This window comes from Microbacterium sp. H1-D42, from assembly GCF_022637555.1.
Taxonomy (GTDB): domain Bacteria; phylum Actinomycetota; class Actinomycetes; order Actinomycetales; family Microbacteriaceae; genus Microbacterium.
Genome location: NZ_CP093342.1, coordinates 804114 through 828721 on the forward strand (window position 1 = coordinate 804114; position 24608 = coordinate 828721).

Sequence of the window (24608 nt, forward strand, 5' to 3'; positions counted from 1 at the left end):
CGGTGAGGTTTCGACATCCGAGGATTAGGCTCGATCGGGTGACTGAACCCATCGTCTTCCCCACCGATTCCGCCGACTGGCTCGCCTTCGCAGGCAGCCGCACCGATGAGCGCCTCGCGCGCGTCGACGAGGTCGTCGCCCGACTCAAGGACGGCTCCGAGCGATCGACGCTCGAGGTGCTCGCGCTGTGGAACGACCTGCAGATCGACCTGCGTCGCGCACACAGCGAGGCCGAGGTGCTTGCCGAGGTGCACCCCGACCGCGAGGTGCGAGAGGCAGCCGAATCGCGCACGGCAGCGGCGCAGGCGAAGGATACCGAGGTGATGTCGGATGCTGACCTCGCAGCGATCTTCGCCGCCACCTCCGCCGCCGGGCTCGACGTCGACGCCGCGCGTCTGCGGGAGCACCTGCTGCGCGACTTCCGCCGCGGCGGGGCGGATCGGGATGAGGCGACCCGCGATCAGCTGCGCGCGTTCGCGGCCAGGGAGACCGAGCTCGGCGTGACGTTCGCCCGCAACATCCGCGAGGGCCGCCGCGAGGTGCGCGTGGAGCCGGCGAAGCTCGCCGGTCTTCCCGAGGACTTCCTTGCCGGTCTACCGATCGGCGATGACGGACTCGTCGCGATCTCGACAGACAACCTCGACGTCATGGCCGTGATGAACTACGCCAGCGACCGCGAGACCCGCATCGCCCTGCGCCGTGCCCGCGCCGACATGGCCTGGCCGGAGAACGACGGCGTGCTCGCGGAGCTGCTCGATGTGCGCCAGCAGCACGCAGAGCTGCTCGGCTACGCCAGCTGGGCCGACTACGAGACCGAGGATCGCATGGCGGGCTCGGCCGCGCGCGTGGCGTCCTTCCTCGAAGAGGTCGATGGGGCGTCGAAGGGCGCATCCGACGCCGAGTACGAGATCCTGCTCGCCCGCCTGCGCGAGGACGAGCCCGACGCCGAATCCGTCACCAGTGCCGACAACCTCTACCTGCTCACGAAGCTGCATGAGGAGCGCTTCGCGGTGGATGCCCAGGAGGTGCGCCGCTATCTCGACTTCTCACGTGTGCTGGAGGGGCTGCTCGGGGTCACCGGGCGGCTGTTCGACATCCAGTACGTCCCGGTGCACGTCGCGACCTGGCACGAGGAGGTGCGCTCCTACGACGTCGTGCGCGGCGGAGCGCGCATCGGCCGCATCCACCTCGATCTGCACCCGCGCGAGGGCAAGTTCAACCACGCCGCGTGCTTCCCGCTCGCACCGGGCGTGCGGGGCAAGGTCGTTCCGGAGGCCGGGCTGGTGTGCAACTTCCCGCGCGGGCTGATGGAGCACCGCGAGGTGCAGACCTTCTTCCACGAGTTCGGACACCTCGTGCACGACATCCTCGGCGGTGACCAGGAGTGGGCGCCGTTCTCCGGCGTCGCGACCGAGTGGGACTTCGTCGAGGCACCCAGCCAGATGCTCGAGGAGTGGACGTGGGATGCCGACGTGCTGGCATCCTTCGCGACCGACGAGTCCGGTGCGCCGATCCCCGCCGAGCTGGTGGAGCGGATGCGCGAGGCGGATGCCTTCGGGCGCGCGCTGCTGGTGCGGACGCAGCTCGGGCACGCACGTGTCTCGTACCACCTGCACATGGACCGGCCGGCCGACCTTGCCGCCGCGACCGACCACTGGTACGCGGTCTCCAGCCCTCTCGGCGCCATCGAGGGCACGCACTCGTACGCGGCCTTCGGCCACCTCACCGGGTACGGCTCGTGCTACTACACCTACCAGTGGAGCCTCGTGATCGCCCGCGACCTGCTCACCGGCTTCGCAGGGCTGATGGATGCAGAATCCGCGGCCCGCTACCGCCGCGAGATCCTCGAGCCCGGCGGACGCCGCGATGCGGCCGACCTGGTTGAGGCGTTCCTCGGGCGTCCGTTCACGGTCGCCGCGTACCGCGACTGGATGGGTTCGCCGACCTCCTGAGCCCGGCCATCTGCGTCGCCGCCCCTGCTGAACGTCCTCGCCCCTGCTGAGTTGCGCAACTCAGCAGGGGCGAAGGCGACAGGCAGGGGCGAGGGCGAGCGGCCAGACGGGCGCGGGTCAGCGCGTCGTCAGGCGGGAGAGCTCGGCGACGAAGGCGTCGACGTCCGACTCATGCGTGTCGAAGCTGCACATCCAGCGCACCTCGTTGCGCGACGCGTCCCAGTCGTAGAACCGGAAGGACTCGCGCAGCTGGTCGGCGATGCCGTCCGGCAGCACGGCGAACACGCCGTTGGACTGGGTCGGCTGTGCGAACGAGACTCCGCGGATCGAGCCGTCGGCAAGTCCCGCTTCGACCGAGGCGCGCAGCCGCGCGGCCATGGCATTGGAGTGCTGGGCGTTGCGCAGCCACAGGTCGCCCTCCAGCAGCGCGATCAGCTGCGCCGACACGAAGCGCATCTTCGACGCCAGCTGCATGTTGAGCTTGCGACCGAAGAGCAGCCCGTCGGCAGCATCCGGATTCAGCACGACGACGGCTTCGCCGAGCATCGCACCGTTCTTCGTGCCGCCGAAGCTCAGCACATCCACGCCGACGTCGCGCGTGAACGCGCGCAGCGGCAGGTCGAGCGCGGCGGCCGCGTTCGAGATCCGCGCGCCGTCGAGGTGCAGCTTCATGCCGCGCTCGTGCGCATGGTCGGCGAGAGCGCGGATCTCGTCGGCCGTGTACAGCGTGCCGAGTTCGGTCGACTGCGTGATCGAGACCACCAGCGGCTGCGCGCGGTGCTCATCGCCCCAGCCCCACGCCTCGCGGTCGACCAGCTCGGGGGTGAGCTTGCCGTCGGCGGTGGGCACCGTCAGCAGCTTGATGCCGCCGACGCGCTCGGGGGCGCCGCCCTCGTCGACGTTGATGTGGGCGGTGGACGCTGAGATCACCGCGCCCCACCGGGGGAGCATCGACTGCAGGCCGACGACGTTCGCGCCGGTGCCGTTGAACACCGGGAACGCCGCGGCGCCCTCGCCGAAGTGCTGCTGGAAGACCTCCTGCAGACGCTGCGTGTACTGGTCCTCGCCGTAGGCCACCTGGTGCCCGCCGTTCGCGGCGGCGATGGCCGCGAGCACCTCGGGGTGGATGCCGGAGTAGTTGTCGGATGCGAAGCCGCGCACGTTCGTGTCGTGCAGCGGGGCGTCATGCAGAATGCTCACTGCACCAGCCTACGACCGGGCAGACGCGAACTCTCCCTATCCAATGTCGGATGCCCGAACTACTCTCGTACCGTGATCGAGACCGCAGCGCGGCGGGCGTTCGCGAACGTCCTCATCAACACGCTCATCGCCAATGTGACGACGAGCTTCTTGTGGTTCGCGCTGACGTTCTGGGTGTACATCGAGACGCAGTCGGTGTTGGCCACCGGCATCATCGGCGGCGCATACATGCTGTTCATCGCGTTCTTCTCGATGATCTTCGGCACGCTCGTCGACCGGCACCGCAAACAGTCCGTGATGCTGCTGTCGAGTGTGGTGTCGGCGGTCGCGTTCGCGGTCGCCGGGATGCTGTATCTGATGCATCCGGAATCCGAGCTGCTGAACCTCGGCGGCCCCTGGTTCTGGTTGTTCTCGGCGGTGATCCTGCTCGGCGGGGTGATCGAGCAGCTGCGCAACATCGCGCTGTCGACGACCGTGACCCTGCTGATCCCCGAGGAGCGCAGGGCGAACGCGAACGGCCTGGTGGGCACGGTGCAGGGCATCGCCTTCCTCATCACCAGCGTGTTCTCGGGCCTGTCGATCGGGTTCCTCGGGATGGGGTGGACGCTCATCATCGCGATCGCGGCGATGGGGCTGACCTTCGTGCACCTGCTGTTCGTGCGCATCCCGGAGAGCGAGCCGGAACGAGATCCGGATGCGCCGGGAGCCTTCGACTTCCGAGGCAGCGTCGCGGCGATCCGCAGCGCGCCGGGACTGTTCGCGCTGATCGTGTTCTCGACGTTCAACAACCTCATCGGCGGCGTGTACCTGGCGCTGATGGACCCCTACGGGCTGACGCTGTTCAACGCGCAGACCTGGGGGCTGGTGCTGGCGTTCGCCTCGACCGGGTTCCTGATCGGCGGCGCGCTGGTGGCGAAGTTCGGGCTCGGCAAGCGCCCGGTGCGCACTCTGCTGCTCGCCGTCATCGCGATGGGGGCGCTGGGCGCGGTGTTCATGCTGCGCGAGTGGTGGCCGCTGTACGTCATCGGGCTGTGGCTGTACATGATGCTGGTGCCACCGGCAGAGGCCGCTGAGCAGACGGTCATCCAGAAGGTCGTGCCCTTCACTCGTCAGGGTCGAGTGTTCGGCATGGCCGCGGCGATGGAGGCCGACGCAGCACCGGTCACCGCCTTCCTGATCGCGCCGCTGGCGGAGTTCCTGATCATCCCGTACATGCGCGAGCCAGCAGGGCAGCAGCAGTGGGGGTGGCTGCTCGGCGAAGGCGAGGCACGCGGCATCGCGCTGATCTGCCTGTTCGCCGGTGTGATCATCATGATCGTCGCGGTGCTGGCGTTCTTCACGCGCTCGTACCGCACGCTCAGCGCCTTGTATGAGCAGGCGCCGGAACAGGACATTCCGTCGCCGGGGCTGGGTATGGATCCGGTGGCCGCGCGCGGCGGGTTCGCCGATGCGGAGGTCGGCACGATCGAGCCGGAGCACGCGGGCGACGAGTCATCGAGACCGAGGACGACCGAGTAGTCGGCGTGAGCCTCGGCGCCCTACGCCATCAGAGCGTGATCACCCGATCGTTGAGCTCAGTGGCATCCTGATCCCACAGCGCGACGACAGCGCGTGCGAGGGCGGCGGGATCGAGGGCGCCCTTGGCGCGGAAGACCGTGGATGCTGCGCGCAGCGGTTCTTCCGCGTCCCGCGCGCTCTTCGCGAAACCCTGCGCGACGGCGCGAGTCCACGCCTCGCATGCGGCCTTCATGGCCGCGTAGTTCGCGCCACCAGCGAGCGGACGCTCCACCGCCGTGGATGACACGACCGCGAAGCGGCCGGCATCCGACGCCCCCAACGCCGCATCGAAAGCACGGCTGCACTCGCGCACGGCCTGCAGCGCTGGCAGCAGAGCGGCGAAGTCCTCGTCGGTCTGACCGGCGAGCCCGCCGCCGCCGCGCCATCCGCCGACCAGCGAGATGACGCCGTCGACGTCGCCCAGCCGTGCGGCCAGCGCTGTCATGTCGGTCAGGTCAGTGGCATCCGACACCTCGACCTGCGCGCCGGCTTCGGCCAGCGATGCGAGCCGCTCGGCCGACCTGCCGGTCGCGACCACGCGCGCACCGGCGGCGATCAATGCCTCGGCGACGGCGAGACCAGCGGCGCTGGTCGCCCCCGCCAGCACGATCGTGCGTCCTTCGACGCTCATATCGGCCTCCCGCCGCTCACGAACTCTGCTGTCGGTTAAAGAACACAGGACGTTTGCAACTCTGCAGGACATACGGCCTGATTTCATCCTGTGGGAGTGAAATCGTCCTGCAGAGTTGCACGCGTCTTCAGTCGTCGGTGCCGCGGATGCCGACCGTCGACTCGATCACAGGCGCCATCTTCTTCTGCAGCGCCTCGAAGAACATCGACAGCGGGAACTCGTCATCCAGCACCGCGTCGGTGTAGCCCTTCGGCGGCCCGGCGAGCACCTCGTCCGACAGTCCGCGCGCCCAGACCGAGGCCGGGTTCGGGGTCAGCGTGGAGCGCACCAGCTCGTACGCGGCCAGCCAGTGCGCGGTCTTCGGCCGGTCGATCGAGCGCCAGTACAGGTCGTCGATCGCATCTCCGAGGGCCACGACGGCATCTGGCACGCCTTCCCAGTCGAACGCGAGCTGCGTGTCGGTCCAGTGCAGCACGCCGTGCTGGTGCAGCCAGGCGAACAGCAGCTGCCCGCCAAGGCCGTCGTAGTTGCGCACCCTGGAGCCGGTGATCGCGAAGCGGAAGATCCGGTCGAAGATCACTGCGTACTGCACGAGGGCGGCGTGCTCGAGCGTCTCCTGTTCAGCATCCGAGAGCTCATCCGTGCGTGCCGAGAGCGCCTTCTCGATCTTGACCGACTCGCGGAACGCGGTCAGGTCGCAGCGCAGCTCTTCCAGCGAGTACAGGAAGAACGGCATGCGCTGCTTGATCATGAACGGGTCGAACGGCAGGTCGCCGCGCATGTGCGTGCGGTCGTGGATGATGTCCCACATCACGAACGTCTTCTCGGTGAGTGCCTGGTCATCCAGCATCCGCGCTGCGGGCTCAGGCAGGTCGAGCTTGGTGATGTCGGATGCTGCGCGAACGACGCGCCGGTAGCGTGCGGCCTCCCGGTCCTGGAAGATCGCTCCCCAGGTGAAGGTGGGGATCTCGCGCATGGCGACGGTCTCGGGGAACAGCACGGCGGAGTTCGTGTCGTACCCGGGCGTGAAGTCGATCAGCCGCAGCGAGACGAACAGCTTGTTGCCGTAATCGCCCGCCTCGAGCTCGGCGATGAACTCCGGCCAGATGGCCTGCACGATCAGCGCCTCGACCAGGCGGTCGCTGGAGCCGTTCTGCGTGTACATCGGGAAGACCACCAGGTGTCGCAGACCGTCGACGCGATGCTGCTGAGGCTGGAACGCCACGAGCGAGTCGAGGAAGTCCGGGACGCCGAACCCCTCGTCGGCCCAGCGGTGGAAGTCGACGACGAGCGCGTCGAGGTAGGCCGCGTCGTGGGGGAAGGCGGGGGAGAGGGCGCGGATGCCGGTGACGATGGCGTCCACGTGCTGCGCGGCGGCCTCGTGGTCATCGGATGCGGGGACGGAGCCGTCCTTGACCTGCAGCTCGCGCAGTGCGATCGCGGCGTCCTTCAACAGCTGCCAGGCGGCGCTGTGCTCAGCGGTGGCGGCATCCTCGACGACCTCGGGTTCTCCGATGATGGCCGATGTGTGCGGCGTGATGATGGACATATGAACCTCCGATCGCTGCTGCGCGTGGAAATTTTCCGGTGAGAACCGGCTTCACCCACTATTCTTCCACTTATGGATGATGCTGTCGACCACGCCCTGCTCGCCGCGATCTCGCTCGACGGTCGCGCCACCCTTGCCCAGCTCTCACTGGACGTCGGGCTGTCGACCTCGGCTGTGCAGTCGCGGTTGAAGAGGCTCGAGGCGCGCGGTGTGATCACGGGCTATCAGGCCGTGCTCGACCCCGAACAGGTCGGGGCGCCGCTGTCGGCCTTCATCGAGATCACACCGCTTGATCCAGCGCAGCCGGACAATGCACCGGAGCTTCTCGAGCACCTCAGTCCCATCGAGGCGTGCCATTCGATCGCCGGGGATGCGGCGTACATGCTGTTCGTCCGCGTGGCCTCGCCGCGAGCGCTGGAGCAGCTGGTGCGTGACATCCGCCTGGCCGCGAACGTGGGCACCCGCACGACCGTCGTGCTGCAGACGTTCTACGAGCGGCGTCCGATCGTCGTCGCGGTGTAGCGCCGAAAACGGAACACCGTTAGGATTTCAGACAAAACCCGAATGCGGTTGGGCTTTCGGGTCAGACATCGAAGGAGATGCCATGCCCGAAATGACACGTCGCACCGCCCTGCTCTCGCTCGGGGCCACCGCGCTGACCGGCACGCTCGCCGTCGCGGCCGCGACGCCAGCGGCCGCTGCCGTGCCTGCGCACCGCAACCATGGAGGCAACCGCAAAGTGACCGTCTACCTCGTCCGCCACGGACAGACCTGGATGAACCTCGCTGGGCGCGTACAGGGGTGGGGAGACTCCCCGCTGACGCAGAAGGGCATCGACGTGGCCACCGCGGTCGGGCGCAACCTCGCCGCGGAGATCGGCGGCTTCGATGCGGCCTACTCCGGTGACATGGTCCGCCACTTCCAGACCGCGACCGAGATGCTCGCGGGCGCGGGCTCACGTCTCAGCCCGACTCGCGTGCGGGGTCTTCGTGAGGTCGCCTACGGCGGCTGGGAGGGCGCATCGCAGCAGAAGGAGGGCGGCCCCCTCATGAAGTACCTCGCCGACAACGGCCTCGACTTCACGGTGCAGAACCTCATCCAGGCATTCGGTGCGACCAATCCGATTCCGGAACTGCCCACTGAGACCTACGACCAGGTGGCGAAGCGCATGAAGGACGCGCTCACCGCCATGGCCACCGACCGCACGATGTCGATGAAGCACGGCGGCAACATCCTGGCCGTCTCCAGCGGCATGTCCAGCGTCGTGCTGCTCGAGTCGCTCGGTGTGGAGGGACTCGGCGAGCTGCACAACGGCGCCGTCAACAAGCTCGTCTACGCGAACGGCAAGTGGACCGTCGAATACGTCAATGAGGACAAGTACGCCCACTGACACTGGGGCGACGTCAACTGGGGCGACGTCAACTGCTGCCACGCTCTGCGGCCAGTAGGATTCGGAGCGTGGCAGCATCCTCCAGCAAGCGCAAGAAGCACGTCCGGCATCAGCGGCGCACCAGCGGCAACCCGGCCAAGCGCCCTGTGCTCGAGCTCGGCCCCGTGACCGCCAAGGACTGGATCGGGGCGGCCAGGCTGCGCACGCTTCCGCTCGCGGTCGCGCCCGTCGTCATCGGCACCGGCGCCGCGCAGACGGTCGACCGCAGCTTCCACTGGGTGATCGCGCTGTTCTGTCTCGCGGTCTCGGTGCTGCTGCAGATCGGCGTGAACTTCGCCAACGACTACAGCGACGGCATCCGCGGCACCGACGCCGACCGTGTCGGGCCCGCGCGCCTCACGGCCTCCGGCCGGGTGCCGGCAAGGCGGGTGCTCACCGTCGCCCTGGTCTTCTTCGCGCTCGCCGCGATCGCCGGGCTCGCGATCGTCATCCGCACGCAGCAGTGGTGGATGCTGGCTGTCGGCGTCGTGTGCATCATCGCCGCCTGGTTCTACACCGGCGGCAAGCGTCCGTACGGGTACAACGCCATGGGCGAGCTGTTCGTGTTCGTGTTCTTCGGCCTGGTGGCCACGCTCGGCACGACCTGGGTGCAAGCCTTCGCGCTGCCGTTGGAGGCCTGGTTCGGCGCGATCGGGGCAGGGCTCTTCGCCTGCGCCGTGCTGCTGGCCAACAACCTGCGCGACATCGATCAGGACCGCGCGGTCGGCAAGCGCACGCTCACTGTGCTGATCGGCCGTCGCGCCACGCAGGTGCTGTTCACTTTCTTCGTGCTGGTGCCTTTCGGTCTCGCCGCGATGATCGCGCTGGTGTACCCGATCGCCTGGCTCGCACTGCTCGCGCTGCTCGCCGGAGTCCCGGCGATCGTCATCGTGTGGTGGTACCGGCAGCCGCGTGAACTCGTCACCGCGCTCGCCCTCACCTCGCTCACCGCCCTCGCCTATGCCGGGATGCTCTACTGGGCGTTCGTGGGCTGAGCGCCATGGATCCGGTCGTCTTCGCACTGCCCGCAGGGTCGGGACTCGAGAGTGAGGACGCCTGCGCGCTCGGCGACGGCGTCGTGGTGGTGGTCGACGGGGCCGGGCTGCCGAAGGCGCTGCGGCGCGGCTGCGGGCACTCCGTCGCCTGGTACGCGCGGATGCTGGCAGGGGCGTTCCGCGTGCGCCTCGAGGAGCGCTCGACGAACATGCCGGATGCCCTCGGCGCTGCCATCGCCGAGGTGACCGCCGCCCACTCCGAGACCTGCGATCTGGGCCTCGGCTCGCCCAGCGCGACGGTCGCCGCGTGGCGCATCGACGGCGAACAGGTCGAGCACCTGGTGCTGTGCGACGCCTCGATCGTGCTCGTCCCCTCTGACGGAGCGCCGCTCGAGATCACCGACGACAGGATCGATGGGGCCGTGCAGCGGCGTGCCGGCGAGCTGGCGGCGGCCGCCGGGATCCTCGAGGCGCCGGCCGAGATGCGCTTCGCCGCGCTGGATCAGATGCGCAACGTCGACGGTGGGTTCTGGTGCGCGCACACGGATCCGGTGGCTGCGCAGCACGCACTCACCGGCACGACGCCGATCGCAGACCTGACGGCGATCGTCGCAGTATCCGATGGCGGCACCAGGGGGTTCCAGTTCCTCGGGGCCCACTCGCTGGAGCAGTTCGCCGCGCTGGCCTCGAGCGGTCATCTCGCCGACATCGCCGCCGAGATCCGCGCCGCCGAGGATGCTATCGGTCCGCGGCCGCACACCAAGCCCCACGACGACATCGCACTGGTCGCCGCGACGTTCTGACGGTCGTCGCCCAGGTCACAGGATCGCGCAGGTCACAGGATCGCCCAGGTCACAGGGCAGCGCCGACGAGTGCCTCGCCGAGCGGGGTGCGCAGGTGCAGCATCCGTGCGCCGTCGCGGGTGCTGGTCACGAGGCCTGCCGTGCGCAGCACGGTGAGGTGGTGGGAAGCCGTTGAGGCGGCGATGCCGGCATCCGCCGCGATCTGCGATGTCGTGCGCGCGACGTGCGCGGTGAGCAGGATGTCGGCGCGCGCCGCACCCAGCAGCGCAGCAAGCGCCGCCGCCGTGTCGACCGTGCTTCGTGCCCACCCCGCCGTCACGCCCTGCGCCGGATAGAACAGGGTGGGCTGCGCCGGCGGTTCGGTCAGCACCATGCATCCGACCGATCCCATGACAGACGGCACCAGCACGAGTCCGGAGCCACGGCAGTCGACGTCCTCGCTGTGGCGGCGCAGCGCGACGCGCACGGCGTCGTCGCGCCAGGTGACCGCGGAGTGGATGCCCGACGCCATCCGCCCGATGCCCTCGGTCGTGATGGTGCGCGAGCGGACGGCGATGTCGGCGCGCAGGATGCGCTCCAGCTGTGGCCAGATCGGCGCGAGCGCTGCATCCCACACCCGCTCCCAGGCCTCGGCGATGAGATCGCGCGCCTGTTCAGGGCGCGCCTGCATCCGTCGCAGGGACGCCTGGCGCGCGCCGCTCGAGCGAAGCACCATCTTGCCGAAGTCGACCTTCATGCCGGCGAGTCCGGCCGTGCGCAGCGCGGTGATCTCGTCGGCTGGTGTCAGATCCCACCGCGGGGTCGCGGTGAGGAAGTCGGGCAGGTAGCCGTCGGCGCCGATGACGTCACCGAGCAGGCGGAACGCCTCGACGGGGACGGCTTCTCGCGCCTGCCGCAGCCACCCCCACTGCAGTGGATGCTGGGACGGGCGCAGCATCACGCGCACCGCATGCACGAGCTCGTGGCCGGGGGAGATGCCGAAGCGCACGGCCTGGATGTCGCCGGGGCTGAGGCGGAACTCCACCCGGTGATCGGGATGCACCTGACCCTCGATCGGAATGTTTCGATCCACATCGAAACTCTAGGGTCTGGCAGTCGTGCGGGGAAGAGTGAAGCACACGCGAAGCGCGAACGAAAGGAGCACATCATGGTCAATTCACTCGCCGAGCCGACGCTCGTCGCACCGGACGAGATCCTGCTCGGAAACGGTCGCAGCCGCCGATTCCAGGGCAGCGACCACGGAGCGGGCGTCTCGTACTTCTACGTCGACAACCAGCCGGGGCAGGGGGCGCAGCTGCACTGGCATCCGTACCCCGAGACGTGGGTCGTGTTCGAAGGTGAGGTGACGTTCGTCGTCGGCGACGAGCAGATCGTCGCGCACCCTGGCGACACGGTCACTGGCCCCGCCTTCGTCCCGCACAAGTTCACCAACACAGGCACGGGCACGATGCGTCTGATCGGCATCCACGCCTCGGCCGTCATCATCCAGACCGTCGTCGAATAGACCGATCGCACACAGAGAGAACCAGATGTCCTTCCAGAGCTACCTCGACAACATCGAGACCAAGACCGGCCTCACCCCTCGGCAGTTCATCGAACAGGCGACAGAGCGGGGATTCGGCCCTGATACCAAGGCGACACCGATCCTGGAGTGGCTGAAGGCCGACTACGATCTGTCGCGCGGATACGGCATGGCCCTCGTGCACGTGATCACCAAGGGCCCGCAGATCAGCGACAAGCACGTCGGCAAGGACGGACCTCACGGTGACGCGTCAGACACGCTGTGGCTCGACGGCAAGGCGACCAACCCCGGCGAAGGAGCGCGACGATGACCGTGAAGGTCGACCTGAACGTCTCTCTCGACGGCTGCGCGACGACCACCGACCAGACGCCCGAGAACCCGTTCGGCGACGACTGGGGGCGACTCACCGCCGCCTACGTCGGCACGCGCACCATGCGTGAGCGGGTGCTCGGCGACACTTCCGGTGCCGGCACGACCGGGGTCGATGAGAAGTACGCGGCAGAGTACTTCGTGGGCACGGGGGCAGAGATCATGGGCGCCGGGATGTTCGGGCTGCACCTGCACGGCGACGACCAGGACTGGCGCGGTTGGTGGGGTGAGGACCCGCCGTTCCGCATTCCGGTCCTGGTGCTCACCCACTCGCCGCGGCCCTCGATCACCTTCGCCAACGGCACGGAGTTCCACTTCGTCGACGCGTCACCGAAGGACGCCCTGCAGAGGGCATCCGCCATCGCGGGAGATGCCGACGTGCGCATCGGCGGTGGCGTGGACGTCGTTCGTCAGTTCCTCGCAGCGGGACTCGTCGACAGGCTGCACCTCGCGGTGGCGCCGATCGTGCTCGGCAGCGGCGAGCGGATCTGGGACGGCCTGCGCGGGCTCGAGGTCGGGTACGACGTGAGCAGCGAGGTGGCCGAGAGCGGCGTGACGCACATCACGTTCCGGCGGTGACCCGGCTCCCACGGTGACCCGGCGCGAGTCACTCGGCGGCGGTGTCCTCGGCGGCCTCATCGGGGTTGGTGCGGTTGCGCTTCTCGTAGATTTCGCGCGACGCGCTCGAAAGGGGAGCGCGCAGGAACAGCAGCGAGATGCTCATGCCGATCAGGGCTGCGAACAGGGCCGCCAGCCACCAGTACTCCTGGAAGATGGGGAAGAAGAACCACATGATCGCGAGCGGCACGACGAAGGCCAGCAGCCGCAGCACGGTGTAGACGAGGAGGGGTGGCAACTTCACCGCTTCATTCTACGAGCGGGGCTTAGGTGGCGGCTGAGCGTCGGGGGCCGACCGTGCCGCTTGGGCGCGCGCGACCTACACTGGAGGCATGGCGCGTTTCCTGATCGTCGGCGGTTTCCTGGCTGTCATCTTCTGGGTGTTCAGCATCGTCGACGTGGCCGCGCAGCCCGCCGCTCGACACCGTGGAGTGTCCAAGGGCATCTGGGTGCTCATCGTCGTGCTGCTGCCGGTCGTCGGCGGCATCCTGTGGTTCGTGCTCGGCCGTCGCCGCGCAGGGGACGTCAGCGAGACCACCCGCCCACTCGGGCCCGATGACGATGCCGAGGTGCTGCGTCGCATGAGCGACGCTGAGGCGGATGCCCGCATCCGCCGGCTGGAGGAGGAGCTTGCGCGGCTCGATGACGAGGCCGACGGCGCGGATCCGCGCTCGTGACGTCCGCGCCCGCGAGCGACGCGGCCGCCGAGCTGCTGGCCGGCCTCATCGGCCACGGCGTGCGCGACCTGGTGCTCGCACCCGGTTCCCGCTCACAGGCCGTCGCCCTCGCCGCAGTTGGGCTCGCCCGCGCCGGCGCGCTGCGTGTGCACGTGCGCATCGACGAGCGCGTCGCCGGATTCACGGCTCTCGGCATCGCTCGTGAGACCAGGGTGCCGGTGGCTGTGCTGTGCACCTCGGGCACTGCGGCAGGCAACCTGCTCCCCGCCACCATGGAGGCCTTCCACTCCGGCATCCCGCTGCTGCTTCTGACCGCTGACCGGCCACCAGAGCTGCGCGGCATCGGCGCGAATCAGGCGACCGTGCAGCCCGGCATCTTCGCGCCCTTCGTGCGGATGCAGGTCGATGCGCCGGTGCCGTCTGAGACGCACGTGTCGGAGACGCCAGATGATTCGGCTGCCAGCCGGCGCGCCGTTCCGGGACACACCGGCGCGGAATCAGACGATCTGAGATCTCCGACAGCCTGGACCGGCCTCGGCGCACGCGCCGTGCGCGCGGCGCTCGGACTGGAGGGCGAGGGGCTGCCTGGTGTTGCCGGCCCCGTGCACTTGAACCTGCCCACCCGCGAGCCGCTCTCAGCCGCGGGTGTCTCGTCGACGCCTGTCGCCGACGCGGTGCCGCCGCTCCCGGTCGCGGAGCCCACGCTGCTGCCCCACGGGCCGCGCACTGTCGTGATCGCGGGAGCGGATGCCGGGTCAGATGCTGAAGAGCTGTCCCATGTCGGAGGCTGGCCCCTGATCGCCGAGGTCGTCAGCGGCGCGCGCTTCGGCCGCCTTGTCGTGCACGGCTACCGCGAACTGCTGCGTGATGCGTCACTGGGCGGCCAGATCGAACGGGCCGTCGTGTTCGGGCATCCGACCCTCAGCCGTGAGGTCGCAGCCCTGCTCAGCCGCGCGGACGTCGATGTTCTCGCCGTCCGCGGCGGGGGAGAGGCACTCGACCTCAACGGACGCACCACGGCGGTGGATGCTGTCGCCGTCGCCGACGGCGCCGCGGACCGGCAGTGGCTGGGGGCGTGGATGACCGCGTCGCAGGCGTTGGCGATCGATCTCAGCGCCCCCGCTCCTGACCAGGACGGTCTGTACTCTTCGGACACGTCCGCCCGGCTCGGGGCAGTGCGCGCAGAGCTCGACGCGGTGCGCAAGCGCGTCGACCGCGAGATCCTGGTGGATGCCGTGTGGCGGGCCACCTGGCCGCACGACCGCCTGATGTTCGGCTCATCGCGTCTGGTGCGGGTGGCCGATCAGGTGCTCGGCGGCAAGAAGGTGCCTGTGCACGCCAGCCGAGGGCTCGCCGGGATCGACGGCACCATCGCGACCGGCATCGGGATCGCGCTCGCCAGCCAGGCAGAGGGATCGCCCGGCGTGACCAGGGTGCTGCTGGGAGACCTGGCCTTCCTGCACGATGTGGGAGCGCTGCTGCTGCCCGCCGACGAACCGGCGCCGCGGATCCAGGTGATCGTCGGCAACGACGGCGGGGGAACGATCTTCGACGGGCTCGAGGTCGCAGGCTCCGCCCCGACCGCAGACCTCGACCGCGCGTTCTACACGCCCCACACGGCGAAGCTGCGCGAGATCGCCGACGCCTACGGGTGGGAGTTCGCGCAGATCAGCACACGTTCGGCGCTGGATCAGGCACTGACCTCGCCGATCTCGGGCCCGCAGATCATCGAGGTGCCGCTGGACCGCTGAGGTCTGCGCACACCGGCTACTCCAGGCGCTGCGTGATCTCGCCGATGTCAGCCGTGGCGTAGTGCGAGGCGGGCGGAGCCGCCGACTCGATCTCGTACAGGTCGGTCTTCTGCGGTGCGATCGCCAGTGCCTCGACTGGCGCCGTGTCGGTGAGCACCTCGTCCAGTCCCTGCAGTGCGCTGAACCGGCGGGCCTGCGTGACGACATTGCGATCCAGTGACCCTGCGAAGCGGTTGTACGCGTCGACCGTGGAGTTCAGGCTCTTGCCGAGCTTGGCCAGGTGCTGCCCCAGTGTGCCGAGTCGCTTGTGCAGCTCCTTGCCGACAGTGAAGATCTGCTGCGCCTCCTGCGCGAGCTGATCCTGCCGCCACGCATGCCCGACCGTGCGCAGCAGCGCGACGAGGGTCGAGGGCGTGGCGATAACGACATTGCGCTCGAAGGCGTACTCGTACAGCGTGGCATCCTGATCCAGCGCCGCGGCGAGGAACGGCTCGGCCGGCACGAACATGACCACGAACTCGGGGGAGCCGGCCACGACGTCCCAGTACTCCTTGGCGCCGAGGTCATCGATGTGCTTCTTCAGATGCCGGGCGTGTGCCTGCAGGCGCTGCGCGCGCACCGTGTCGTCGGTGGCCTCCATGGCCTCGAGGTACCCGCTGAACGCCACCTTCGAGTCGACCACGACGCGCTTGTCGCCTGCCAGGTGCACGACCAGGTCGGGCCGCAGGGCACCGTCGTCGGTGTCATGGTGCAGCTGCTCGTCGAAGTCGACGTGGTTGACCATGCCGGACGCCTCGACTACACGCCGCAGCTGCAGCTCACCCCAGCGTCCGCGCACCTGCGGCGCGCGCAGCGCGTTGACCAGGTTGCGGGTCTCGGAGCCGAGGGTCTCGGACGTCTGCCGCATGAACTGCAGCTGCTCCGAGAGGGCGGCATTCGCCTCGAGCCGCGACTTCTCGGCCGTGGTCATCTCGGTCTTGACCGTGTCGAGCGTCTTCTGGATCGGATCGATCAGCTGCTGCACGGCATCCTGACGCTTCTGCAGCTCGGCGGCACCCTCGCTCTGACTGCGCTTGAGCCGCTCCTCCGCCTGCTGCAGGAACGCCTTCGTGTTGGCCTCGAGCGCCTTCCGGCTCAGCGCGTCGAACTCGTCGGCGAGCCGCTTCTGATCCGCCCGCAGCTCATCGAGGCGATCCGCTGCGCGTCGGCGCTCCATCGCGAGATCGGATTCGGCCTCGTCGCGCACCTCGGCCAGGCGACGCACGTGCTCGGCCCGCTCGTGCTCGAGCCTCGCCTGGGCTTCGGCCTTGGCATCTGACATCGCCTTCTCGCCCTGCTGGCGGGCCTCGACGATGCGGTGATCGCCCAGCGCGCGCTCTTCCTGCACCCGGGCGGCGGTCTCGGCGCGCAGCGCCACGGCATCCCGCTCCAGCGCCTCGATGCGCAGCTGCGCTGCGCCGACGGCGGCCTGCTGCGCAGCATCCGACGTACGGCCCCGGTGGACGCCGAGCAGGAACCCGAGTCCACCGGCCAGAGCCGCAGCCAGCAGGGCGACCACGATGACGAGAAGCGTGTCCATGTCTTCGATTGTGTCGGAGGCCACCGACATCGGTCGATCCGGCATGATGTCACCATGTCGAAGCACAGATGGAAGCACGAGCCGACCGAGATCCTGCTGGTGCGCGATGGCTTCGCGCTGGCCGGGGTCGATGCCGGTGGCACGCCCGGTTTCCACGGCGATCAGGGCCACGGCGAGAAGGAGCTCGCTCGCCAGATGTCGCAGCTCGGCGACCTGCAGGAGCGGCTGTACGCCGGCCGCAATGAGCGCGGCGACGCCGTGCTGCTGGTGCTGCAGGCCATGGACACCGCGGGCAAGGGCGGCGTCGTGCGCCACGTCGTCGGCGGCGTCGACCCGCAGGGCGTCGCACTGGCGGCGTTCAAGCAGCCGACCGCCGAAGAGCTCGAGCACGACTTCCTGTGGCGCGTCGAGAAGCGCCTGCCGGAGGCCGGCTTCATCGGCGTCTTCGACCGCTCGCACTATGAAGACGTGCTGATCGGCAAGATCCATGAGCTCGCCGACGAGGCCGAGATCGAGCGCCGCTACGAGGCGATCGTCGAGTTCGAGCGCCGCATCGCGGCATCCGGCACTCGAATCATCAAGGTGATGCTGCACATCTCGAAGGACGAGCAGAAGGCCCGGCTGACGGAGCGCCTCGACCGCGCGGACAAGCACTGGAAGTACAACCCGAGTGATGTCGACGAGCGGATGCGCTGGGACGAGTACATGGCCGCCTACCAGACGGTGTTCGAGCGCACCTCGACACCGGAGGCGCCGTGGTACGTCGTGCCCGCGAACCACAAGTGGTACGCGCGCCTGGCCGTGCAGAGGCTGCTGCTCGACGCGCTGAAGGAGATCGATCCGCAGTGGCCGGCCGCCGAGTTCGATGTCGACGTCGAGAAGAAGCGTCTCGCCGCGACCTGAGCCGCGTGCGCGTCCGCACACTTTTCTCCGTTCTGCACATCAGATCCCCGGATTCCTGTGCTGAACGGGGAATTCTGTGCAACGCCGCACGGCCGAAGCCGGCGACGCACTCAGCGGGGCTTGCGCGCCCGGTGCAGCGCCACCATGCCGAACGACAGGTTGCGGTACTCGACCTGCGTCCAGCCCGCCTGGCGGATCCAGTTGGCGAGCGTGCGCTGATCGGGCCAGTCGCGGATCGACTCGTTCAGGTAGTCGTACGCGTCGCCGTTGGTGCCGGCCAGTCGCGCCACCCGAGGCAGCACCTGACCGTTGTAGAACGTGTAGAAACCGCGGAAGAACCTGTTCGGCGGCGTGGAGAACTCGTTGATCACCAGGCGCCCGCCCGGCTTGGTGACCCGGAACAGCTCGGCCAGCGCCTTCTTCGGCTGCTGCACGTTGCGCAGCCCGTACGACATCGTCACGGCGTCGAACTCGTCGTCGCCGAAGGGCAGGTCAGTGGCATCCGCCTCGACGAAGCTGATGTTCGGCAGGTGACCGTGCCGGCGACGCCCTTCTGCCAGCATCCCCGGCGAGAAGTCGGCGGCGACGACCTGCGCGCCGCTCGCGGCGAGCGAGGCGGAGGAGGATGCCGTGCCGGCAGCCAGATCGAGGATGCGCTCCCCGCGCTTCGGCGCCACCGCGCGGGTGGTCGCCGCGCGCCACAGCGCGTCGTTGCCCATCGTCATCACGGTGTTCGTGCGGTCGTAGCCCTTGGCGACCTGGTCGAACATGCCGCTGACGTGCGAGGGGTCTTTGCCGAGGTCGGCGCGGTTCGGCTCCATGCTTCGATCCTACGGCGGCGGTGCCCGGTTGCGTTCTGCGGGCCGACACGCCAGATGTCGGACTGGATACCCGGTTTCGTCCGACATCTGGCGTGTTGACCCCCGATGTGGACCGGGGAACCAGGGCATCGCGCCGTAGACTCCCCGGGTGAATGAGCTGCGACCAGAGCCCGGAACCGTGATGACCATGCAATGGCGCAAGTGGGACGGCTCTGCGCACTGGCGCAGCGACTGCGTGTACCTCGGCAGCGACCAGCGGGGCGACTGGCTCGGACAGCCTTCCGGCTGGACCAGCACCCGACCCGGATACGAGTTCGTCGCCGAGACCCCGAACGTCGCTCTGATCCCGAGCGGCCGCACCGACTACGCCCTCACCGTGCACGACGACCACCCTCGTGACCTGCGGATCTACATCGACCTCGCCTGGGACGTGCGGTGGGAGAGCGCAGAGCTCGTGACCGGCATCGACATGGACCTCGACGTGGTGCGGCGCGTCAACGACCAGGGCACCTACGTCGACGACCGTGACGAGTGGGCAGAGCACAGCGCGCGCTATGGCTATCCCGCCGACGTCATGACCCACCTCGAGGCGCTGACTCTCGAACTCGAGGGGCAGGTGCGCGCCCAGCATCCGCCGTTCGACGACGCGACCGGCGACGCGTGGCTGGAACGCCTCGAGACGCTCGGGCTGAACGTCGGACCCCGGGCTGAACAGTAAACTGAACGCGTGAGCAGCATCCGCCTGGTCGCGCAGACCCGCGAGATCCCACCCGTCGACGATCTGCTGGCGTACACCTCCGCCACCCGGCCCCTCGCGTGGCTGCGCCGCGGCGATGGGATCGTCGCCGCCGGCGACGGGCTGGCAGCAGCGATCCGCATCCCCGCCGGTCAGCAGCGCAAACGCAGCGACATCATCGCCGACATGTGGCGCGAGGTCGCAGCGGATGCTGAGATCGACGATCCGCTCGATCTTCCCGGCACCGGGCTGCTCGCGTTCGGCGCGCTCATCTTTGCTGAAGAGTCGCACGCTGACAGCGTGCTCGCCGTACCGCAGACCATCGTCGGCCACCGTGAAGGGCGCAGCTGGATCACCCGCATCCGCACCGCAGATGCGGAGTTCGCGGCGATGCCGGAGAGCCTGTCGTACGGTCCGCACTGGGCGGGGAGAGTGGGGCCGGGCGCACAGACCCCGCAGGGCTACCAGGATGCCGTGCGCCTCGCCATCGACGAGATCGCCGACGGGGACTATCGCAAGGTCGTACTGGCTCGCGACCTGACCGGGACCGTGCCAGGGGACGCCGACCTTCGCCGGCTCGTCCGCGCGCTGTCGACCGGCTACCCCGACACCTGGACCTTCGCCGTCGACGGACTCATCGGGGCGAGTCCCGAGACCCTCGTGACGGCGCACGAGCGCACCGTCACCGCGCGAGTGCTCGCCGGAACCGCGGCACGCGGCGCGGACCCTGAGGAGGACGCCCTGGCATCTGCTGCCCTCGCGGCCAGCGCGAAGGACGTCGCAGAGCACGCGTTCGCGGTGCAGAGCGTGCTGGCATCGCTGCGCTCGCACACGCGCAGACTCACCGCCGACGAGCAGCCCTTCACCCTCGAGCTGCCGAACCTCTTCCACCTCGCCACTGATGTGGCCGGTGAGCTGAGTGACGGTGCGTCATCCCTGGATCTGGTCGGCGCGCTGCATCCGACCGCGGCCGTCGCCGGCACCCCGACCGAAGTCGCCGTCGCAGCCATCGCGCGCATCGAGCCGTTCGACCGCGGCCGCTACGCGGGCCCTGTCGGCTGGATCGACGCGTCCGGAGACGGCGAGTGGGCGATCGCGCTGCGCTGCGCGCAGTTTGCGGATGCCCCTGACGAGGCCTCCTCCGCACGCCGCGTCACGGCGTACGCCGGTGCGGGCATCGTCGCCGGCAGCGACCCCGAGTCGGAGCTGCTCGAGACCAGGGTGAAGTTCCGCCCGCTCGTCGATGCGCTCGCGTGAACGCCCCGCAGGTAGGGTTGAATACGTGACTTCGAGCCCCGCCACCCCGGGCACGCGCCTGGCGAGCCGCCTCGGCTTCAGTGACCGCGTCTTCCTCGGTGCTGCAGGCCGCCGCGTCGCAGCGCGCATCGAAGAAGGACTCGACCAGGTCGAGGCGAATATCGCCGACGAGGTCAAGGTGGCGGACCCCGTCGCCGACGCCGCGGCGCGCTACCTCTACGAGGCGGGCGGCAAGCGCATCCGCCCCGTGCTCGCGCTGCTGACCGCACAGCTCGGTGACGGCAACATCCGCCCGGTGATCGACATCGCCACCGCGCTGGAGCTCACCCACCTCGGCTCGCTCTACCACGACGACGTGATGGACGGCGCAGACACCCGCCGCGGTGTGCCCGCCGCGCATGCGGTGTGGGGCAACAACGTCGCCATCCTCACCGGCGACATCCTGTTCTCGCGGGCCAGCCAGATCATGTCGCGCTACGGCGATCGGGCCATGCGGCTGCAGGCCGACACCTTCGAGCGCCTGGTGATGGGCCAGATGCACGAGACCGTCGGCGCACAGCCGGACGACGATCCGATCGAGTTCTATCTGCAGGTGCTGGCCGACAAGACCGGCTCGCTGATCGCCGCCGCCACCGAGGGCGGCGTGATCTTCTCCAACGCCCCGACCGAGTTCGAGGCGCCGCTGCGGATGTACGGCGAGAAGATCGGCGTGGCGTTCCAGCTGCTCGACGACGTGATCGATCTGTCCGCGGACGCGGCCGAGACCGGCAAGGTGCCTGGCACCGACCTGCGTGCCGGCGTGCCGACCATGCCGTCCCTGCTGCTGCAGACCAGCACGGCACCCACCGACGTCGACCTCGCCCGCCGTATCGACGAGGGGGTCGCCAGCATCGCCGACGGCGCTGACGCGGCGGTGCTGGACGGACCGCTCGCCGAGCTGCGCGACAACGATGCGACCGAGCGGACCATGGATCTCGCCCGCACCTGGACATCCGATGCGATCGTCGCACTGGCGCCGCTGCCCAAGGGCACCGTGCGCGAGGCGCTGACCCGCTTCGCGCAGACTCTTGCTGATCGCAGCAGCTGACGGAAGGAACCCCATGACGAAGCTCAAGCTGGCCATCGTCGGGGCAGGACCGGCGGGCATCTACGCCGCTGACATCCTGCTCAAGGCCGAGCGCAAGTTCGATGTCGCCATCGATCTGTTCGAGCAGCTGCCGGCGCCGTACGGCCTCGTCCGCTATGGCGTCGCCCCCGACCACCCACGCATCAAGGGCATCATCAACGCCCTGCGCGATGTGCTCGACCGCGGCGACATCCGCATCTTCGGCAATGTGCGCTTCGGTGAGGACATCACCATCGAGGACCTCAAGCGGCACTACAACGCGGTGATCTTCGCCACCGGCGCCGTGCGCGACTCCGGGCTCGACATCCCCGGCATCGACGCCAAGGGCTCGTACGGTGCTGCCGAGTACGTCAGCTGGTTCGACGGCCACCCGGACGTGCCGCGCGAGTGGCCCCTTGACGCCAGCTCCGTCGGCGTCATCGGCAACGGCAACGTCGCCCTCGACGTGGCGCGCATGCTCGCGAAGCACGCGGATGATCTGCTGGTCACCGAAGTGCCCGACAACGTCTATCAGGGCTTGAAGCAGAGCGCGATCACGGACGTGCACGTGTTCGGTCGCCGTGGCCCGGCCCAGGTGAAGTTCACCCCGCTCGAACTGCGCGAGCTCGGCGAGCTGCGCGACGTCGACATGGTCGTCTACGACGAGGACTTCGACTACGACGAGGCTTCGCAGCAGGCGGTCGCCAGCAACAAGCAGGTCATGGTCATGGACCGCATCATGCAGTCGTGGCGCAAGCTGGACTCCACCAATGACGCCAGAGGCGATGAGAACAGCGCCGGAGGCACGGCATCGCGCCGCCTGCACATGCACTTCTGGGCGCGTCCCGTCGAGGTGAAGACCGATGCGGATGGTCGCGTGGCCGCGCTCGTCTACGAGCGCACGAAGTCCGACGGCGCCGGTGGTGCGGTCGGCACTGGCGAGCTGCGCGAGATCCCGATGCAGGCCCTGTACCGGGCCGTCGGCTACTTCGGCTCGCCGCTGCCAGGTGTGCCCTTCGACAAGAAGCACGGTGTGATCCCGAACCGCGAGGGTCAGGTGCTCGAGACGAAGTCGAACCAGCGTGTGCCAGGCATCTACACCACCGGCTGGATCAAGCGGGGGCCTGTGGGCCTCATCGGACACACGAAGTCGGATGCCATGGAGACCGTTCGGCATCTGATCAACGACCAGGGCTCGTGGTGGCAGCCGGAGGACACCTCGGATGAGGCGATCCCCGCGCTGCTCGCCCAGCGCGGGGTCGCGTGGACCGATCTCGACGGCTGGCACCGACTGGATGCGCACGAGATCGAATCGGGAGCCGCGCAGGAGCGCGCCCGCGTGAAGCTCGTCCCGCGCGACGAGATGGTGCGCGTCTCCCGCGGAGAATAGCCCGCCGACCCCGCTAGGCTGACGCCATGGGGGAGTGGCAAGCGGATATCCTCGGCGACGGCTTCGAGCAGCAGACCCTGCCGCTCGGAGAGGACAACGAGGGAGACATCGTCGCGACGGTCGTCCGCTCGCTTCCGGATGCCAGGCGCTGGTGGCATCCGGCGGATTGGGGCCGCGGCCGCGCGCCCCTCGCCGACGTCGATGTGCTGTACGTGCACGGCTGGTCGGACTACTTCTTCCAGAAACGGCTGGCACGGTTCTGGACCAGCCGCGGCGCCCGCTTCTACGCGCTCGATCTGCGCAAGTACGGACGCAGCCTCAGGCCGGGGCAGACCCCAGGGTTCATCACCGACCTGGCGGCGTACGACGCGGACATCGAGGCCGCGCTGGCCGCGCGAGGCGATACCGCCGGCCGGCGCCTGGTGCTGCTCGGGCATTCCACCGGCGGCTTGACCCTGAGTCTGTGGGCGTCGCGGCACCCCCGCCAGGTCGACGCGCTGATCCTCAACGCTCCGTGGCTGGAGTTCCAGCTCGGCGCCGCGCGCGCAGCGATCGCGCCGGTGGTCGAGCTGCAGGCGCGGCTGTGGCCGATGGACGCCGTGCCTCAGGTCGATCTCGGGTACTACACCCGCGCGCAGCGCGAGGTCGCCGACCCTGACGACCCCGTGGACGTCAATCTCCAGTGGCGGCCTGAGCAGACCATGACGGTGCACGCCGCGTGGCTGCGCGCCGTGCTGGCAGGGCACACCGCCGTCTCGCGAGGGCTGAAGATCACGGCGCCGGCGTGCGTGCTGCTGTCACAGCGCACGGTCGCCCCGACCAGATGGTCGCCTGAGCTCACCCGCGCCGACAGCGTGCTCGTGGTCGACGACATCGCGAAGGCGTCGCTCAAGCTGGGGCAGTCCGTGACGGTCGAGCGCATCGACGGCGCGCTGCACGACGTGTTCCTCTCGCAGAAGGCTGCCAGGGACGAGGCATACGCCCGTCTTGGCCGCTGGGTGACCGGCTGGAACGCGCAGAGCCGCCGTCGAGGCGCCGGTGAGGCTCAGTCCACGCCGTAGATGACGCGGCACGCCTGCTCGGCGGCATCGGCATCGCCGCTGCGGAGCGCGGCCGTCAGGGCTGCGCAGCCTGTGATCACCCGCGGGCGGTGCTCAGGGGTGATCTCGAATGTGCGCAGAGCGCGAGCGAGGGCGAGGCTTGCCTCGTCGACGAGCGACTGCTGCAGGGGGTTGCCGGTGAGGGCTGCGAGGTAGCCGATGGCCCGGCCTCGCGCGCGTGAGCAGTCACCGGAGTCGTCGACGTTGACCGCGATCTCAGCGATCAGCTCAGTGGCGACCTGCAGCTCCTCCGCGTTCAACCGCGGGCATGCCAGCCTGACGATGATGCCGGCTTGCAGCCCGGCGAACGCATGCGCCACCTTGACCGAATCCGGCGTGGTGGCGGTGATCTCGGTGTACCGGCTCGGGTACATCGTGACCAGGCCGATGCGCTCGAGCCGCTGGAGTGCTTCTCGAACCGGCGTGCGTGACACGGCGAGCTCGGCAGCCAGCTCGCTGTCGCGGATGCGCATGCCAGGCGGCAGCTCGCCTTCCACGATCCGACCGCCGATCAGATGGAAGACTCCCTCTGCCAGCAGATGCTTGCGTGTCGTGATACTCGGTGCTTGCTGTGGCTCGACGTCAACCATGATCTCACTCCCCGAATGTACGCCTCGCGGCGTCGACGGGCTTCCCCAGAAACCCATTCAGCCCAGCAGTCTAC

25 protein-coding genes are annotated in these 24608 nt (G+C 69.0%); 17 read left to right on the forward strand and 8 right to left on the reverse strand.

What is annotated here, in order from left to right; translation table 11 throughout:
- Window positions 1–38: 38 nt before the first annotated feature.
- Complete coding sequence (locus tag MNR00_RS03725; RefSeq protein WP_241927836.1) at window positions 39–1952, forward strand: M3 family metallopeptidase; 1914 nt, start codon at window positions 39–41, stop codon at window positions 1950–1952.
- A 117-nt stretch (window positions 1953–2069) separates the two neighbouring features.
- Here the strand turns inward: MNR00_RS03725 and MNR00_RS03730 are convergent, their stop codons facing one another.
- Window positions 2070–3152, reverse strand: coding sequence for a low specificity L-threonine aldolase (locus MNR00_RS03730; RefSeq protein WP_241927837.1), 1083 nt, complete (start codon window positions 3150–3152; stop codon window positions 2070–2072).
- Between the two features lie 72 nt (window positions 3153–3224).
- Between MNR00_RS03730 and MNR00_RS03735 the strand changes: the two genes are divergently transcribed.
- Entirely contained in the window at window positions 3225–4670 is a 1446-nt protein-coding gene (locus tag MNR00_RS03735; RefSeq protein ID WP_241927838.1) for an MFS transporter, read from the forward strand.
- A 28-nt stretch (window positions 4671–4698) separates the two neighbouring features.
- On the opposite strand, the gene MNR00_RS03740 is transcribed toward MNR00_RS03735, so the two are convergent.
- Together MNR00_RS03740 and MNR00_RS03745 are read right to left on the reverse strand one after the other, a co-directional pair.
- Window positions 4699–5340: an SDR family oxidoreductase gene (locus MNR00_RS03740; RefSeq protein WP_241927839.1), complete on the reverse strand. Its 642-nt coding sequence runs from the start codon at window positions 5338–5340 to the stop codon at window positions 4699–4701.
- Window positions 5341–5467: 127 nt separating this feature from the next.
- On the reverse strand, window positions 5468–6889 hold the full coding sequence (locus MNR00_RS03745) for a DUF6421 family protein (protein ID WP_241927840.1): 1422 nt from the start codon (window positions 6887–6889) through the stop codon (window positions 5468–5470).
- A 72-nt stretch (window positions 6890–6961) separates the two neighbouring features.
- Between MNR00_RS03745 and MNR00_RS03750 the strand changes: the two genes are divergently transcribed.
- The 4 genes from MNR00_RS03750 to MNR00_RS03765 all read left to right on the forward strand — a co-directional run bounded on the left by MNR00_RS03750 (window position 6962) and on the right by MNR00_RS03765 (window position 10116).
- Complete coding sequence (locus MNR00_RS03750) at window positions 6962–7411, forward strand: winged helix-turn-helix transcriptional regulator (protein ID WP_241927841.1); 450 nt, start codon at window positions 6962–6964, stop codon at window positions 7409–7411.
- An 82-nt stretch (window positions 7412–7493) separates the two neighbouring features.
- Window positions 7494–8279, forward strand: a complete 786-nt coding sequence (locus MNR00_RS03755) for a histidine phosphatase family protein (RefSeq protein ID WP_241927842.1) — start codon at window positions 7494–7496, stop codon at window positions 8277–8279.
- 68 nt (window positions 8280–8347) lie between these two features.
- A complete protein-coding gene (locus MNR00_RS03760) occupies window positions 8348–9313 on the forward strand; it encodes a 1,4-dihydroxy-2-naphthoate polyprenyltransferase (RefSeq protein ID WP_241927843.1) in 966 nt (321 codons plus the stop codon).
- Between the two features lie 5 nt (window positions 9314–9318).
- Window positions 9319–10116: a protein phosphatase 2C domain-containing protein gene (locus tag MNR00_RS03765; protein ID WP_241927844.1), complete on the forward strand. Its 798-nt coding sequence runs from the start codon at window positions 9319–9321 to the stop codon at window positions 10114–10116.
- A 49-nt stretch (window positions 10117–10165) separates the two neighbouring features.
- Here MNR00_RS03765 and MNR00_RS03770 read toward each other — a convergent pair whose 3' ends face one another.
- Window positions 10166–11188: a DUF5937 family protein gene (locus tag MNR00_RS03770; protein ID WP_241927845.1), complete on the reverse strand. Its 1023-nt coding sequence runs from the start codon at window positions 11186–11188 to the stop codon at window positions 10166–10168.
- Window positions 11189–11263: 75 nt separating this feature from the next.
- On the opposite strand from MNR00_RS03770, the gene MNR00_RS03775 reads away from it, so the two are divergent.
- From MNR00_RS03775 to MNR00_RS03785, 3 genes are read left to right on the forward strand one after another with little or no spacing between them, the layout of a single operon-like run.
- Window positions 11264–11620 (forward strand): cupin domain-containing protein, encoded by a 357-nt coding sequence (locus MNR00_RS03775; protein ID WP_241927846.1) that lies wholly within the window; start codon window positions 11264–11266, stop codon window positions 11618–11620.
- A 25-nt stretch (window positions 11621–11645) separates the two neighbouring features.
- Complete coding sequence (locus MNR00_RS03780; RefSeq protein WP_241927847.1) at window positions 11646–11948, forward strand: DUF4287 domain-containing protein; 303 nt, start codon at window positions 11646–11648, stop codon at window positions 11946–11948.
- Complete coding sequence (locus MNR00_RS03785; RefSeq protein WP_241927848.1) at window positions 11945–12586, forward strand: dihydrofolate reductase family protein; 642 nt, start codon at window positions 11945–11947, stop codon at window positions 12584–12586. The genes MNR00_RS03780 and MNR00_RS03785 overlap by 4 nt, the downstream gene beginning before the upstream one ends.
- A 28-nt stretch (window positions 12587–12614) precedes the next feature.
- Here the strand turns inward: MNR00_RS03785 and MNR00_RS03790 are convergent, their stop codons facing one another.
- Window positions 12615–12869, reverse strand: a complete 255-nt coding sequence (locus tag MNR00_RS03790) for a DUF4229 domain-containing protein (RefSeq protein WP_241927849.1) — start codon at window positions 12867–12869, stop codon at window positions 12615–12617.
- Between the two features lie 88 nt (window positions 12870–12957).
- Between MNR00_RS03790 and MNR00_RS03795 the strand changes: the two genes are divergently transcribed.
- Window positions 12958–13302, forward strand: a complete 345-nt coding sequence (locus MNR00_RS03795) for a PLDc N-terminal domain-containing protein (protein WP_241927850.1) — start codon at window positions 12958–12960, stop codon at window positions 13300–13302.
- On the forward strand, window positions 13299–15053 hold the full coding sequence (locus MNR00_RS03800; protein WP_241927851.1) for a thiamine pyrophosphate-binding protein: 1755 nt from the start codon (window positions 13299–13301) through the stop codon (window positions 15051–15053). Before MNR00_RS03795 ends, MNR00_RS03800 begins: the two co-directional genes overlap by 4 nt.
- Before the next feature lie 16 nt (window positions 15054–15069).
- Here MNR00_RS03800 and rmuC read toward each other — a convergent pair whose 3' ends face one another.
- Window positions 15070–16632, reverse strand: coding sequence for a DNA recombination protein RmuC (gene rmuC, locus MNR00_RS03805; RefSeq protein ID WP_241927852.1), 1563 nt, complete (start codon window positions 16630–16632; stop codon window positions 15070–15072).
- Window positions 16633–16686: 54 nt separating this feature from the next.
- On the opposite strand from rmuC, the gene MNR00_RS03810 reads away from it, so the two are divergent.
- Window positions 16687–17535 carry a PPK2 family polyphosphate kinase gene (locus MNR00_RS03810; protein WP_241927853.1) on the forward strand — a complete coding sequence of 283 codons (849 nt, stop codon included), beginning with the start codon at window positions 16687–16689 and terminating at the stop codon, window positions 17533–17535.
- Window positions 17536–17645: 110 nt separating this feature from the next.
- Here the strand turns inward: MNR00_RS03810 and ubiE are convergent, their stop codons facing one another.
- Window positions 17646–18356 carry a bifunctional demethylmenaquinone methyltransferase/2-methoxy-6-polyprenyl-1,4-benzoquinol methylase UbiE gene (gene ubiE / locus MNR00_RS03815; protein WP_241927854.1) on the reverse strand — a complete coding sequence of 237 codons (711 nt, stop codon included), beginning with the start codon at window positions 18354–18356 and terminating at the stop codon, window positions 17646–17648.
- Window positions 18357–18504: 148 nt separating this feature from the next.
- On the opposite strand from ubiE, the gene MNR00_RS03820 reads away from it, so the two are divergent.
- Genes MNR00_RS03820 through MNR00_RS03840 form a run of 5 tightly spaced genes read left to right on the forward strand, consistent with a single transcriptional unit; the run spans window position 18505 to window position 23905 of the window.
- Entirely contained in the window at window positions 18505–19074 is a 570-nt protein-coding gene (locus MNR00_RS03820) for a DUF402 domain-containing protein (RefSeq protein ID WP_241927855.1), read from the forward strand.
- A gap of 9 nt (window positions 19075–19083) precedes the next feature.
- Window positions 19084–20349, forward strand: a complete 1266-nt coding sequence (locus MNR00_RS03825) for an isochorismate synthase (RefSeq protein WP_241927856.1) — start codon at window positions 19084–19086, stop codon at window positions 20347–20349.
- A gap of 25 nt (window positions 20350–20374) precedes the next feature.
- Window positions 20375–21436 (forward strand): polyprenyl synthetase family protein, encoded by a 1062-nt coding sequence (locus MNR00_RS03830; RefSeq protein WP_241927857.1) that lies wholly within the window; start codon window positions 20375–20377, stop codon window positions 21434–21436.
- 13 nt (window positions 21437–21449) lie between these two features.
- Window positions 21450–22844, forward strand: a complete 1395-nt coding sequence (locus MNR00_RS03835; protein WP_241927858.1) for an FAD-dependent oxidoreductase — start codon at window positions 21450–21452, stop codon at window positions 22842–22844.
- Between the two features lie 26 nt (window positions 22845–22870).
- Window positions 22871–23905: an alpha/beta hydrolase gene (locus MNR00_RS03840; protein WP_241927859.1), complete on the forward strand. Its 1035-nt coding sequence runs from the start codon at window positions 22871–22873 to the stop codon at window positions 23903–23905.
- Here the strand turns inward: MNR00_RS03840 and MNR00_RS03845 are convergent.
- Window positions 23890–24534, reverse strand: a complete 645-nt coding sequence (locus MNR00_RS03845) for a GntR family transcriptional regulator (protein ID WP_241927860.1) — start codon at window positions 24532–24534, stop codon at window positions 23890–23892. The genes MNR00_RS03840 and MNR00_RS03845 overlap by 16 nt on opposite strands.
- Window positions 24535–24608: the final 74 nt, after the last annotated feature.

Coding starts and splice junctions, on each gene's coding strand:
- MNR00_RS03740 (WP_241927839.1), bottom strand. CDS start 5,340: ATGAGCGTCGAAGGACGCACGATCGTGCTGGCGGGGGCGACCAGCGCC.
- MNR00_RS03795 (WP_241927850.1), top strand. CDS start 12,958: ATGGCGCGTTTCCTGATCGTCGGCGGTTTCCTGGCTGTCATCTTCTGG.
- MNR00_RS03765 (WP_241927844.1), top strand. CDS start 9,319: ATGGATCCGGTCGTCTTCGCACTGCCCGCAGGGTCGGGACTCGAGAGT.
- MNR00_RS03840 (WP_241927859.1), top strand. CDS start 22,871: ATGGGGGAGTGGCAAGCGGATATCCTCGGCGACGGCTTCGAGCAGCAG.
- rmuC (WP_241927852.1), bottom strand. CDS start 16,632: ATGGACACGCTTCTCGTCATCGTGGTCGCCCTGCTGGCTGCGGCTCTG.
- MNR00_RS03775 (WP_241927846.1), top strand. CDS start 11,264: ATGGTCAATTCACTCGCCGAGCCGACGCTCGTCGCACCGGACGAGATC.
- MNR00_RS03755 (WP_241927842.1), top strand. CDS start 7,494: ATGCCCGAAATGACACGTCGCACCGCCCTGCTCTCGCTCGGGGCCACC.
- MNR00_RS03785 (WP_241927848.1), top strand. CDS start 11,945: ATGACCGTGAAGGTCGACCTGAACGTCTCTCTCGACGGCTGCGCGACG.
- MNR00_RS03835 (WP_241927858.1), top strand. CDS start 21,450: ATGACGAAGCTCAAGCTGGCCATCGTCGGGGCAGGACCGGCGGGCATC.
- MNR00_RS03750 (WP_241927841.1), top strand. CDS start 6,962: ATGGATGATGCTGTCGACCACGCCCTGCTCGCCGCGATCTCGCTCGAC.
- MNR00_RS03810 (WP_241927853.1), top strand. CDS start 16,687: ATGTCGAAGCACAGATGGAAGCACGAGCCGACCGAGATCCTGCTGGTG.
- MNR00_RS03845 (WP_241927860.1), bottom strand. CDS start 24,534: ATGGTTGACGTCGAGCCACAGCAAGCACCGAGTATCACGACACGCAAG.
- MNR00_RS03780 (WP_241927847.1), top strand. CDS start 11,646: ATGTCCTTCCAGAGCTACCTCGACAACATCGAGACCAAGACCGGCCTC.
- MNR00_RS03745 (WP_241927840.1), bottom strand. CDS start 6,889: ATGTCCATCATCACGCCGCACACATCGGCCATCATCGGAGAACCCGAG.
- ubiE (WP_241927854.1), bottom strand. CDS start 18,356: ATGGAGCCGAACCGCGCCGACCTCGGCAAAGACCCCTCGCACGTCAGC.